The 12519-nt window shown below is 66.2% G+C and carries 11 protein-coding genes and 1 tRNA gene; 3 read left to right on the plus strand and 9 right to left on the minus strand.

Annotation, left to right across the window (positions count from 1 at the left end; all coding sequences use genetic code 11):
- Positions 1-282 precede the first annotated feature (282 nt).
- The 4 genes from OHQ90_RS38030 to OHQ90_RS38045 form a co-directional block, all read right to left on the minus strand.
- The gene (locus tag OHQ90_RS38030) at positions 283-510 is read right to left on the minus strand and encodes a hypothetical protein (RefSeq protein ID WP_328406047.1); all 228 of its coding nucleotides are present in this window, start codon (positions 508-510) and stop codon (positions 283-285) included.
- A 353-nt stretch (positions 511-863) separates the two neighbouring features.
- Positions 864-937, minus strand: a tRNA-Leu gene (locus OHQ90_RS38035).
- A 166-nt stretch (positions 938-1103) separates the two neighbouring features.
- On the minus strand, positions 1104-2618 hold the full coding sequence (locus OHQ90_RS38040; RefSeq protein WP_328406049.1) for an amino acid permease: 1515 nt from the start codon (positions 2616-2618) through the stop codon (positions 1104-1106).
- A gap of 53 nt (positions 2619-2671) precedes the next feature.
- Positions 2672-4138: a peptide MFS transporter gene (locus OHQ90_RS38045; RefSeq protein WP_328406051.1), complete on the minus strand. Its 1467-nt coding sequence runs from the start codon at positions 4136-4138 to the stop codon at positions 2672-2674.
- Between the two features lie 336 nt (positions 4139-4474).
- On the opposite strand from OHQ90_RS38045, the gene OHQ90_RS38050 reads away from it, so the two are divergent.
- Complete coding sequence (locus OHQ90_RS38050; RefSeq protein ID WP_328406053.1) at positions 4475-4924, plus strand: SRPBCC family protein; 450 nt, start codon at positions 4475-4477, stop codon at positions 4922-4924.
- A 7-nt stretch (positions 4925-4931) separates the two neighbouring features.
- Here the strand turns inward: OHQ90_RS38050 and OHQ90_RS38055 are convergent, their stop codons facing one another.
- The 5 genes from OHQ90_RS38055 to OHQ90_RS38075 all read right to left on the minus strand — a co-directional run bounded on the left by OHQ90_RS38055 (position 4932) and on the right by OHQ90_RS38075 (position 9516).
- Entirely contained in the window at positions 4932-5879 is a 948-nt protein-coding gene (locus OHQ90_RS38055; protein ID WP_328406055.1) for a Ppx/GppA phosphatase family protein, read from the minus strand.
- 61 nt (positions 5880-5940) lie between these two features.
- Positions 5941-6471, minus strand: a complete 531-nt coding sequence (locus tag OHQ90_RS38060) for a DUF501 domain-containing protein (protein ID WP_328406057.1) — start codon at positions 6469-6471, stop codon at positions 5941-5943.
- Positions 6468-7127: an FtsB family cell division protein gene (locus tag OHQ90_RS38065; protein WP_328406059.1), complete on the minus strand. Its 660-nt coding sequence runs from the start codon at positions 7125-7127 to the stop codon at positions 6468-6470. Before OHQ90_RS38065 ends, OHQ90_RS38060 begins: the two co-directional genes overlap by 4 nt.
- A gap of 16 nt (positions 7128-7143) precedes the next feature.
- Positions 7144-8430 carry a phosphopyruvate hydratase gene (gene eno, locus OHQ90_RS38070; RefSeq protein ID WP_328406061.1) on the minus strand — a complete coding sequence of 429 codons (1287 nt, stop codon included), beginning with the start codon at positions 8428-8430 and terminating at the stop codon, positions 7144-7146.
- Between the two features lie 372 nt (positions 8431-8802).
- Positions 8803-9516: a lytic transglycosylase domain-containing protein gene (locus tag OHQ90_RS38075; RefSeq protein ID WP_442941269.1), complete on the minus strand. Its 714-nt coding sequence runs from the start codon at positions 9514-9516 to the stop codon at positions 8803-8805.
- Between the two features lie 365 nt (positions 9517-9881).
- Here OHQ90_RS38075 and OHQ90_RS38080 point away from each other — a divergent pair, with 365 nt between their 5' ends.
- Together OHQ90_RS38080 and OHQ90_RS38085 are read left to right on the plus strand one after the other, a co-directional pair.
- Positions 9882-11093, plus strand: coding sequence for a TauD/TfdA family dioxygenase (locus OHQ90_RS38080; protein ID WP_328406063.1), 1212 nt, complete (start codon positions 9882-9884; stop codon positions 11091-11093).
- On the plus strand, positions 11065-12498 hold the full coding sequence (locus tag OHQ90_RS38085; RefSeq protein ID WP_328406065.1) for a Y4yA family PLP-dependent enzyme: 1434 nt from the start codon (positions 11065-11067) through the stop codon (positions 12496-12498). Before OHQ90_RS38080 ends, OHQ90_RS38085 begins: the two co-directional genes overlap by 29 nt.
- Positions 12499-12519 lie beyond the last annotated feature (21 nt).

The following is a 12519-nucleotide window of genomic DNA, read 5'->3' on the forward strand; positions in this document are numbered from 1 at the left end:
TTGAAATCCCGCGCAACTGCGCGACCCGTTTCGAATGCTCCAGCATCAGGTAGACACCGAATCCTGCGGGAGATCCAGGGCTCCCCACCCGCCAGCGCGATTCCTCGACCAGAGGATTGCTTACGGTTAACTGTGCTATGCATTGGACTGCCGACAGCACTCCGTAGACTGCGGGATTGCCAAGTCAGTACGAGCCTCTGAATTTGCGCTGCGAAATCCCCGTTTACGCCCATGGATGAGCCGGGGACGGTCTGCGGGTTGGAATAGCTATCTGCAACGGTCTTAATTCGCTCGCTCGACAGCGAGCTCGTTATCGAGGGTCTGATCGGCGACGCGCCGTTCCAGCGACAGGATCCGCCGCTCGCCTGCGTCATGCCCGTGCTCCAACGTGGACGTGTCGAATTCGGATCCGTTACCGCCGACCCCGTGCCCGGCGCTCGCGATTCGCTCGGGCTGCGCCACTGGCAAGACCGCGCCACGGTGCACGGCGACAGGATTTCGTTCGAGCATCTACCGCCATCGCTGCCACGTCCGCTCCTTGGAGTTCGGCCTCATGCATCACTCGCCTGGCCCAAGGGGTGTCCCGAGGCCGCCACGCCCGAACCTCAGGCTGCCACCACACGCGCCATCGGACTGCCCGACACCCACCCCCGCCCTACCAGAGGTGGCGGCTGCCCCTCCCATGGAAACTGGCCGGTTTGCCGCCGATGCGTCCTGCGCTCTTCGACATTTCGGCTGCCTGCTGCTCACCACCGCGGCAGCAACCGTCGTGACACTGGTCATCGTGGCTCGCCGCGATATGCACGACTGGCGCCAGGCCTTCGCCATCATCCCGGGGCTGGTTGCCGGCCGGAGAAACCTCGTGCCCCCAGTCGGATTCGAACCGACACTTTGCAGATTTTAAGTCTGCTGCCTCTGCCAATTGGGCTATAGGGGCGCCCGGTCAGCGTACCGACTCGTACTGCCGTACCGAAATACTCCTCGGACGGCTGTGCCTGCCACGCTAAGCCGGATGGGCATGCCTGGGCGACAAGTGGCGCATGATGGCGGAGTTCACGGCGTGTCGCCGCCCTCGTGTGCTGCTCGTCGAAGAATTCGCCGGTTCAGTCGGTGACGTCCGCGGGCTGAGCTGTGCCGGGGTCTTCGTCGGGGGTAGTGCGCAGCACCGAGTGGCGGCGGCCGTAGGTGATGTAGACGAGCAGACCCAGAGCCATCCAGACCACGAAGCGGAGCCAGGTTTCGACGGAGAGGTTGAGCATCAGCCACGCGCAGGCCAGGACCGCGAGGACGGGGATGAGCGGGACAAGGGGGACTCGGAAGCCACGCGGGAGGTCCGGACGGGTGCGGCGCAGGATGAGCACGCCGATGGCGACGAGCACGAAGGCGAACAGGGTGCCGATATTGACCATCTCTTCGAGGGTGCCGAAGTCGATGAAGCCGGCCAGGATCGCGCAGATGACGCCCACGATGACGGTCAGGCGCACCGGGGTGCCATGTTTACCGGTGTGGGCCAACCTGCGCGGCAACAGCCCGTCGCGGGACATGGCGAACAGGACTCGGGTCTGCCCGAGGTACATCACCATGACAACGGTGGTCAGACCCGCGAGCGCGCCGACGGAGATGATGTTCTTCACCCAGGTCGCGCCGTGGATCGCGAAGGCGGTGGCAAGCGTGGCATTGTCACCGGCGAGGGCGGTGTAAGGGACCATTCCGGTGAGCACCAGGGAGACCGCGACATAGAGCACCGTGACGATCAGCAGTGAACCGAGAATGCCCCGAGGCAAGGATTTTTGCGGGTTCTTCGTTTCCTCGGCGGTGGTCGCGACGACATCGAAGCCGATGAACGCGAAGAACACCAGACTGGCGGCCGCGAGCAAGCCGTACCAGCCGAAGGTGCTGTGGCCCGCGCCGGTGAGGAACGAGAACAGCGACTGGTGCAACCCCTCACCTTCCGCTCCCGGCTGCGACGGCGGAATGTAGGGCTTCAGATTCGAAGAGTCGAAATAGGTGGCACCAACGACCAGCACCAGCGCGACCACACACAATTTGATGGCCACCGCCACTGCGGAAACCCGGGATGAGACCTTCGTTCCGACCGCGAGCAACACCGCGAGGATCGCGATGAGAAGTACTGCGCCCCAATCGAAGGTGATAGGCCCGAGATGCACGACCGGCTGTCGAGACCCCATCACTTCACCGAGGTATTGCGACCAGCCCTTGGCCACAACGGAAGTCGCGAGCGCGAACTCCAAAATCAAGTCCCAGCCGATGATCCAGGCGACCAGCTCACCAAAGGTTGCGTAGGAGAACGTGTATGCACTGCCGGCTACCGGCACGGTCGAGGCGAACTCGGCGTAACAGAGCGCCGTGAGCCCACAGGCGATCGCGGCGAAGACAAAAGCGAGCGAAACCGACGGCCCGGCAACATTTCCGGCGGTCCGCGCGGTGAGGGTGAAGATACCGGCACCGACGACGACGGCGACACCGAAGACCGTGAGGTCCCAGGCGGTCAGCTCCTTGCGTAGCTTGGAGTCCGGCTCGTCGGTGTCTCGGATCGACTGCTCCACGGATTTGGTGCGGAACAGAGCGTTTCGACGATCGGGTCGCGAAGTCGTCACACGGTCTCCTTGTATCGTTGATCTCGAAGGGGTACTCGAGACCTCGCTGAATGCTAGTGAACGCCTTGCATGTGTCGGCTCACCAAGGGTGACAAGGCAACGACTACCAGCCCCGCCAGGATCGCGACCGCGCCGGTGATGCCGAAGTAGGCGAATTCGTGGTCGGCATCGTAGAAGCGGGCCAGCGTGCCCGACATCGAGGTGCCGAGGCCGACCGAGAAGAAGTACAGCGCCATCATCTGGGCGCGGAAGGCTTCGGGAGCCAACTGCGTGGTGACCGAAAGACCAATGGGTGAGAGCAGCAACTCCGAGACGGCGAACGCGGCCATGACAGCAAACACCGCCAGTGCGGGAACCGACTTGCCCTCGGCACTCGAGAACAGCACGAACAGCCAGAATGCCAAGCCCATTCCGATGACGCCCATGGCGAACTTGTGCGGGGTACTCGGCGCTCGGTTGCCGAGTTTGGTCCACATCAACGCGAAAAGCGGTGACAGCAGGATGACCCAGACCGGCTCCACCGAACCGATCCAGCTCGACGGTGCGGTCCAGCCGAAAATGCTCCAGTTCATTCGCTCATCGGAGTACACCGCGAGCACCGTGAAGATCTGCTGGAACAGCGACCAGAACACAGCGTTCGCAATGAACAGCGGAATGAACGCACGGACTCGGCTGCGCTCGACCGTGGACACCTTGGCGCTGGTCAGCATGACGACGAAATAGGCGATCGACGCGACGACGATGACCCCGGTGGTGACCTCCGAAAGGTTGTTCAGGTTCACCAGCCCGGTTGCCAGCACTATCGCGACAACGATCGCGGCACCGACGAACAGTGCGGCGATCGGGCAGAGGGCACTGCGCGGCAACGGATTAGGCACCTGCCTGCCCGCAGAGCCGAGGTTGCGGCGGAACACCACGTACTGCGTCAGACCGACCGCCATGCCGACCGCGGCAGCGCCGAATCCATAATGAAACCCCCAGTGCCGTTGCAACAGACCGGTGAGCAGCGGGCCGCTGAAGGCGCCGAGGTTGATACCGAGATAGAACAACGTAAAGCCGCCGTCGAAACGCGGATCGCCGGGTTTGTAGAGGGTGCCCAGCAGCGAGGACGCATTGGCCTTCAGCCCGCCGCTTCCGAACGCGACGAGCACGAGGCCGACACCGACACCGACCAGGCCCGGCAACACTCCGAGCGCGATATGTCCAGCCATCACCACTACGCCGCCGTAGAACACGGTGCGCTCCATACCGAGCAGCCGGTCGGCGATCCAGCCGCCGAGCACCGTGGATAGATACACCAGGCCGCCGTACGCACCGACGATCCCGACGCCGGTGCTCTGCGACAACCCGAGACCGCCCTCGGTCGTCGAGTAGTACAGGTAGTAGCCGAGGATGGTGAGCATCCCGTAGAACGAGAATCGCTCCCATAGCTCGACACCAAAGAGATTGGTCAGTCCAATGGGGTGACCGAACAGGGTCCGCCCCTCGACCGGTTGCTCAGTTATGGCTGTCTCGGACATTGTCCGACGATCCCACGCTGGGCGGGAAATATCCGAGATCCGCGAGATCCGTAAGAATGTTTCATTGATCAGGGTTGATGTTCAGGTGATATGGCCGACGATCTGAACAAAACCTCGCATGACCGGATTGTCGGAGCTCATCTGTGCGGGCTCGACACCGTGCGGCGATCGCAGATCGTGGCGAAGGACAGCCATCGATACCACCTGGCCGTCAGCTTGCTCCGCTCGGCGACTCATTAGGCTGGACATCACGGCGATCGGCACTGATCGCGCGTTTCATCGGCAGCGTCGCCGTGGCGTCCCGGCGGCACACGGTCCAAGAAGGCGGGTACACCGATGATCGAAGCCGAAGTCACCGTGACTGTCGCCCCCGAGCGGGCGTTCGCGGCCCTCGCTGACGGCTGGCTGTATGCGAGCTGGGTAGTCGGCGCGTCGCATATTCGGGAAGTCGATCCCGGCTGGCCCGCAGTCGGCACCCGTATTCACTACAGCCTCGGACTTTGGCCGCTGACCGTGCAGGATGTCACCGAGGTGCGCGCGGTAGACGCACCTCGGATGCTCGACCTGGAGGCGCGGCTGTGGCCGGTAGGCTCGGCGCGCATCCGCTTGGACCTGGACGAGGTCGCGCCGGATGTGACGCGAATCAGAATGACCGAACACGCCATGAGCGGCCCCGGTCAGCTGCTGCCGAACGCCGTGCAGGGCCTGCTGCTCAAACCGCGCAACCAGGAGTCGCTGGCACGACTGTCCGATCTCATCATCGGCAAGTCCCGCGCAGCGACCTGACCGGACCTCAGACGATGGACAGCGCGATGCCGTCGAGGATGTCGTGCTCACTGACGATGAGTTCGGAAATGCCTGCACGCCGGGACAATTCGTCGGCGAGGACCTCGGTGATCACCGCGCCGCCGCCGATGACATCGACGCGGCCGGGATGCATGGGGCCGAGGGCGGCGCGCTGGTCGTGATTCATGGCGATCAGGCTGTCGCAGACCGCGTGGATCTGATCCGCGTTCAGGCGGGTCAGATGAACTCGCTCGGAGTCGTATTCGGGGAGATCCAGGGCGACGGCGGCGATGGTGGTCATGGTGCCCGCGACGCCGACCCACGTGTGCGCGCCTTCGACGGGAACGCGCGCGAAGGCCTCGGCTAGTCGCCGCGCGGCGAATTCCCTTGCGGCGCTGACCTGGTCGTCCGTCGGTGGGTTGCCCGGCAGACAGCGCTCGGTGATCCGGACACACCCGATGTCGGCCGAAAATGCGGCCTGCACACCGTCACTGTCGCCGAGCACGAGCTCGGTCGAGCCGCCGCCCAGGTCGACGACCACGAAAGGGCCACGCTCGCTGGACAATTCGCCGACCGCTCCGGTGAACGACAGCCGCGCCTCCTCGTCACCGGTGATCACCTCGGCCTCTGCGCCGGGCACCACGGTGCCGAGTTCGGCACGGGCCATGTCGAAGAAGTCCTCCCGGTTGGAGGCATCGCGTGTGGCAGAGGTGGCGACCATCCGCACGCGGCTGACGCCGGCCTCGCGCATCAATGCCGCGTAGTCGGCCAGCGCGACCCTGGTTCGTTCGATGGCCTCGGGGGCCAGCGAGCCGGACGCGTCGACGCCCTGGCCGAGCCGGACGATGCGCATCTCACGATGCACGTCCGCGAGGCGACCGTCGCCGAGCACGTCGGCGATCAGTAGTCGGATCGAATTGGTGCCGCAGTCGACGGCTGCTACTCGGTCACTCATGCTGTGCTCCGTCCACTTCCACCGCGAGGTCCACTCGCCGCGAGGTCCAATTCAGCGCCGATCAGCGCTCGTCCGCCTGCGCCTCGGTCCGTTGGTATGTCGGCCAGTCGGCGGGAATCGCCGTGCCACGCAGACCATTGTCGGCCGCGAGAGCCACCGCCTCGTCGCCGAACGGATTGACCCCTGGCCCCTTCGCCAAGGCGTGCGCGATCAGCACATGCAGGCATTTGACCCGCTCCGGCATCCCGCCACCGGTGAAATCGGTGCCGAGGGACTCGATTTCGTTGCGCTCGGCCAGATAACTCTCGTGCGCGGCACGGTAGGCGGCGGCCAATTCCGGGTCGGCAGCGAGCCGGTCGGTCATCTCCCGCATCACACCCGCCGATTCCTGCCTGCTCGCCTCGGCGGTCAGCCTCGGGTCGGTCAGGTAATACAGCGTCGGGAAGGGCGTACCGTCGGGCAGCCGGGGCGCGGTCTTCACTACCGCGGGCAGTCCGTCCGGGGTGCGATAGGCGACGGCGAGCACACCGCGCGGTTCGCGGCCGAGCTGCTTGGCGATGATCTCGAGATCGCGGTCGGTCGGTTCGGTCACCTGGGTCCTTCCGGTCCTGGCGGGGGCGGCGCGGCAGCCGGTGGGCCGGACGGTGTCGGCGCCACCGGATCGGCCGCGAGGGCCTGCGGTTGGGAGATGCTGCGCCACAGCTCGGTGTACCAAGGGTCGGGCGCCTTGGATTTGGGCGCCGCGGCAGGCTGGGCAGGTGCTTCGATACCCGGCACCTGCACGATGTAGGGCGTTTCACCGGGCATCACCAGCCGCAGCCGATCCCTGGCCTCGGTCTTGACGTAGGCCGGATCCTGTTGCTGCGCACGGCGATCACGCAACCGGGCCAGATCGGCTTCCAGCTCGGTGCGTTGCTGCGCCAGATGCGCCGCCTCGGCCCGCTGCGTGAAATAGGTGCGCAGCGGCACCGCCAGAGTGAGTGCCAGTGCGCACACCACGATGGCGAGGACTACCGCCTTGCCGGTGGACAGCCCGAGGATGGTGCGCTCATGCCGGTCGTCGTGTGCACCGGCCCGCGCTACGACCTTCTGTGGCGCTGCTTTATTGTCCGAGTCCGCCCGCTTGCGCGAAGTGCGCGCGGCGGCGGGTCGGGCAGTGGTGTCGGCAGGGCGCGGCCGGACGGCACGCGACGTGCGGCGGTTCCCGCGTCCGGCCGGACTGGTACCACGCGCACGTCGCTCCGTCATACTGCTCCCCTAGTGACTAGCCTTCGAACGCGAACCGCGGGAACGCGACGTCACCCGCATAGCGAGCCGAGTCCCCGAGCGCGTCTTCGATACGCAGCAGCTGGTTGTACTTCGCGACCCGCTCGCTACGCGCCGGTGCACCGGTCTTGATCTGGCCACTGCCGACCGCGACTGCAAGGTCGGCGATGGTGGTGTCCTCGGTCTCGCCGGACCGATGGCTCATCATGGTCTTGTACCCATTGCGATGCGCCAACTCCACCGCGTCCAAAGTCTCGGTGAGCGTGCCGATCTGGTTGACCTTCACCAGCAGCGCATTGGCCGCGCCCTTGGCGATGCCCTCTTCCAGACGCTCCGGGTTGGTGACGAACAGGTCGTCGCCGACGATCTGGATCTTGTCGCCGATCTCGTCGGTGAGCGCGACCCAGCCGTCCCAGTCGTCCTCCGACAGCGGGTCCTCGATGGAGACCAGCGGGTAGGCGGTGAGCAGTTCCGCGTAGAACTGCGTCATCTCGGCGGCGGTGCGAACACTGCCCTCGAACTTGTAGCCGCTGCCCGAGGTGTAGAACTCGGTGGCCGCGACATCGAGCGCCAGCGCGACATCGGTGCCGAGCTTCAGGCCGGTCTTCGCGATGGCGACGCTGATCAGGTCGAGCGCTTCCTTGGTGCCCGCCACCGACGGCGCGAAGCCACCCTCGTCACCGAGGCCGGTCGACAGGCCCTTCGACTTCAGCACCGACTTGAGCGCGTGGTACACCTCGGTGCCCCAGCGCAGGGACTCCTTGAAGGTGGCCGCGCCGATCGGGGCGACCATGAATTCCTGCACGTCCACGCCGCTGTCGGCGTGCGCGCCACCGTTGAGGATGTTCATCATCGGCACCGGGAGCACGTGCGCGTTCGGGCCACCGAGGTAGCGGAACAGCTCCAGCCCCGAGGATTCGGCGGCGGCGCGGGCCACTGCGAGCGAGACGCCGAGCAGCGCGTTGGCACCGAGGCGCGACTTGTCAGGGGTGCCATCGAGGTCGAGCAGCACCTGGTCGACGGTGCGCTGCTCGACGGCGTCCAAGCCGATGACGGCAGGCGCGATCTCGTCGAGCACACCCTCGACGGCCTTCTGTACGCCCTTGCCGCCGTAGCGCTCGCCGCCGTCACGAAGTTCGACGGCCTCGTGCTCGCCGGTAGAGGCGCCCGAGGGCACTGCTGCCCGGGTCAGGGTGCCGTCGTCGAGGGCGATCTCGACCTCGACAGTGGGGTTGCCGCGAGAATCCAGGATCTCGCGCGCTCCGACCTGTTCGATGATGGCCACGAAAACGACACTCCTTCGGCTGCTGGCACGGTGGATAACACGGGAGAACCGTGCGCCTGCGAGCCTAACGCGCCGCACCCGCTCTGCCACATCGCCCCGGTCGGCGCGCCCTGGATCTGTGCACCCGATCCACCACACCACACCGATCGACACAGCCCGATCCATGCACCCGACCCGCCACACACCGCCCGCCGAATCGCCCGCCCGGGACCGCCCACGCTGCCGGACACAGCGGCGCCAGGTCTGCCACATCATGGCCGTCGACGCGGTCGCGTGTGCTGCGCCAGACGTCGGGATCTGCACCGAGTGTGTGAGGCGGCCGGTCCCAGGCGAGGGCTTGGATGTAGCAGATGCGCCGGGTCCGAGTGCGGGTTATGCGCGGCGGCCGACGCTGTAGGCGGCGGCGCGGTCGCGAACTGTGAGGAGGTAGGTGTTGGACTGGTTGTAGGTGAGCAGCGCGCTTTGCCAACCGCGCTCAGAGGTCAGGTCGCCACCGCTGGCGCAGAGGTAGCGGGCGGCGGTGAGGGCGGCATCGTCGATGTTCTGCGGGTCGATCACGCCGTCGCCGTTGGCGTCGACACCCCAGCGTTTCCAGGTTTCGGGGATGAATTGCAGTGGGCCGAGTGCTCGGTCGTAGACCGGGTCACCGTCGAGCTTGCCGCCGTCGGTGTCACGCACGAGCGCGACGCCGGGGGACCCGTCCAGCGGGATGCCGATGATCGACGGGCGTACGGAGCCGTCAGCGCCGACCCCCGCACCCCGGTGGGTGCCGTGCTTGCTTTCCACACTCGCGATGCCCGCGAGGGTCGTCCACGCGATGCCGCAGTCCGGCCGCGATCGCGTCAGCACCGCCGCCGCATACCCATACGCCTCCAAAGCGATCGACGGTATGCCGAGCCGGTCGGCCTGCTCGTCGGCCCAACCACGCAACTGCACTGCGGTCCGACCCGGCGCATCCAGATCGATCACGGGCAACGCGGCACCGGGCCCGGGCGGAATACCCTCGGGAATCGGGGGCAGATTGCGTTCACCTCCACAACCGGCAAGTACAACGGCCACCATCGCAACGGCCAGAACGCCGGTCATCCTCAGGAGCATCCCTCCATCATCCAGATCCGCCGAACCACTCCCGCGAAACCGGAGCACGACCAGTAGAGGAGGAGTTCTCGGATGGCGTTGTGGGTCGGGGAATTCGAGGATTGTGGGGGTGTTGCCGGATTCGACGATTCTGCCGTGGTCGAGGACACGCAGTGGGTGACTGCCAGGGGATGTCGTGGGATGAAGAGGGCGGTGTAGTCATCGAAGCGGATGACATAATCCCAGTGATGCATTCTCGCTATTTTTCGCGACTCGCTTAGGTAAGCCTTGCTTAAGGCGCCGAGAGGCGATAGCTTCGCACATCGAATCGTCCCAACCCGCTTTTCGACCCGATGCGAAGAAGGGAACCCCCGGTGAAAAGCGTTCTCGCCGAACGTAAGACGTTTCACCCGCAGGAGATCGAACAACGCGAGCTGCCCACCGCCGCCGGGCGTGCGGTCCGCGAGCTGGCGCAAGAGATATGCACCACACTGGACAGCCGCGCCGGTGGTGCTGCACACATGACGCACACGCTGACCGATCCCGAACTGCTCGCGCAGATCGACGGCCGCGTCGGCGAACTGCCTGCCGACGTGCGCACGACGATGCGCCCACCCGCCACCACCGCGGGCGCGACCATCGTCAGCAGACTGCCGCTGACCGACGAAGAATTCGGCCCGACCCCGCCCAGCTGGCACGACGCGGCACAGTGGAGCGGCGAAGCAGCCCGTCTCGCAAGCTCTTTCCAGCTCGACATCGTCATGCTGCTGCTGGCCAGGAGCGCGGGCGAACCATTCGGCTGGCACGGTCAGCAGGGTGGTCGCCTTGTCAACAACATCGTCCCGTCCCCCGGACACGAACACGAACAGTCGGGCGCGAGTAGCAAAACGCTACTCAGCCCACATACCGAAGACGCCTTCCACCCGCAGCGGGCCAACCTGCTGATGCTCGCATGCCTGCGCAATCCGGATCGGGTCGCCACCACCGTCTCCTCGGTGCGCCGCACCGAACTCACCGCGGCGCAACGCACTCTACTCAGCACGCCCACGCTGCCGATCCTGCCCGACGTGTCCTACGGTTCCGGCCACGAGCGCTACCCGGTGACTCCGTTGCCCACTCTCTGGCACGCCGAATCCACCGGCGACACCACAGATCTGACGCTTCGATACGACCCGGCCTACACCCCGCTCGCCGATGCCGACGCCGAATTCCGCAGTGCCTACGCACACCTCACCGCGGAGCTGGAGCGCGTCTGCGTCACCGCGGCGCTCGCACCCGGTCAGCTGCTGCTGGTCGACAATGACGTCGCCGTGCACGGTCGGGTGCCGTTCACCGCGCGTTACGACGGCACCGATCGATGGCTCAAGCGGGTGAACGTCCACCTGCCCGAACGACGTCGCCGCGCCGCCGAGGCCGACGAGAATGGCTATGGGCAACAGATCGTCGCCCCGTTCCGCTCGGCTCGCACTGCCCCGCTCGCGACCGGCAGAGCAGTACCGATTCGAGCGGGTGCCGGCCGCGGCCCCGCCTCGGCCGGAGCAGAGCGGGACACAGCCGATGATCGAGGAACCGTTGAACACTCGTGACCGGAGCACACCTCCCGGTGCCGCCCGGCCGGGCACCGAGACCGCGCCGAACCGCGGGTTGCGCCAGATCCACGCGGCACCGATGCCCGCGCTCACCGACGAATGGGAGCGGCGGGTATACGACGATCCGAATCTGCTCGGTGATATCGCCTTCGCGGTCGGCGGGCCGTTCCATCTCATGTATCCCCAGCGGGTCGGGCGGAATATCGAGCGATTCCATGCCGCGTTCGAGCAGGCGGGCGTCGACGGGGTCGTCTACTACGGAAAGAAGGCCAACAAGGCCGCCTGCGTCGGACGGGTCTGTGCGCAACAGGGTGCTGGTGTCGATGTCTCCAGCATCGGCGAGCTGACTTCCGCACTGGCACAGGGTGTTCGCGGGCACGAGTTGATGGTGACCGGCCCGGCCAAATCCGATGACCTGCTGTGGCTCGCGGTCCGGCGCGGCGCACTGATCGCGGTGGACAGCCTCGACGAACTCGACCGGCTCGCCACGCTCACCACCGTGGCCGCACCTGCCGAGGTAGTACTTCGCGTGCTGCCCGCCATATCGACGAGCAGATTCGGGATGACCGGCGGCGAGCTGGGCCGGGCGCTGTCGCTCATCGGCTCCTCCGGCACCGTCGGCAACGAGTCGATCCGGTTGACGGGTTTCAGTTTCCACCTGTCGGGCTACGACGCCGTCGCGCGCGCGGAGCAGGCGCACGCGCTGATCGACCGGTGCCGGGACGCCCGGACGCTCGGCCATCCGGTGACGACCATCTCCATCGGCGGCGGATTCGGTGTCGACTATGTCCCGGCGTCGGCATGGGCCGAGTTCACCGCTGCCGCCGACCCGCGGTGGTTCCATGCGGGCAAGTCCTTCGGTTCGTACTACCCCTACCACTTCCCCGCCCCTGGCCCCGCCATGCTGACCACCATCCTGGACCACCACGGCTTGGCAGGACGCCTGCGCGACAACGGCATCCGCCTCGCCGTCGAACCGGGCCGTGCCCTGCTCGACCACGCGGGCTGCACCGTCTTCCGGGTGCAGGGCAGCAAAACCCGCCACACGGACGGGCAGCCCTACCACCTGCTCACCGTCGACGGCAGCAGTCTGAGCCTGTCCGAGCAATGGTTCGACAGCGAATACCTTCCGGACCCGATGCTGTGGCCGCAGCAACCCGGTGGCACACCCACACCAACCTGTGTCGGCGCGGCGACCTGCCTGGAATCCGACATGCTCAGCTGGCGGCGCATCCCACTGCCGCGGCCCGCGACGATCGGCGATCTGCTGATCTACCCGAATACCGCCGGCTACCAAATGGATTCGAACGAGTCGGCTTTTCACGAACTACCCATACCGCCGAAGGCGGTGTTGCACGAAGCACCCGGCGAACGGTTGCGCTGGACGCTCGACGCCGGATAACCGGAACCCATTCACCCTGGC

Source organism: Nocardia sp. NBC_00403, from assembly GCF_036046055.1.
Taxonomy (GTDB): domain Bacteria; phylum Actinomycetota; class Actinomycetes; order Mycobacteriales; family Mycobacteriaceae; genus Nocardia.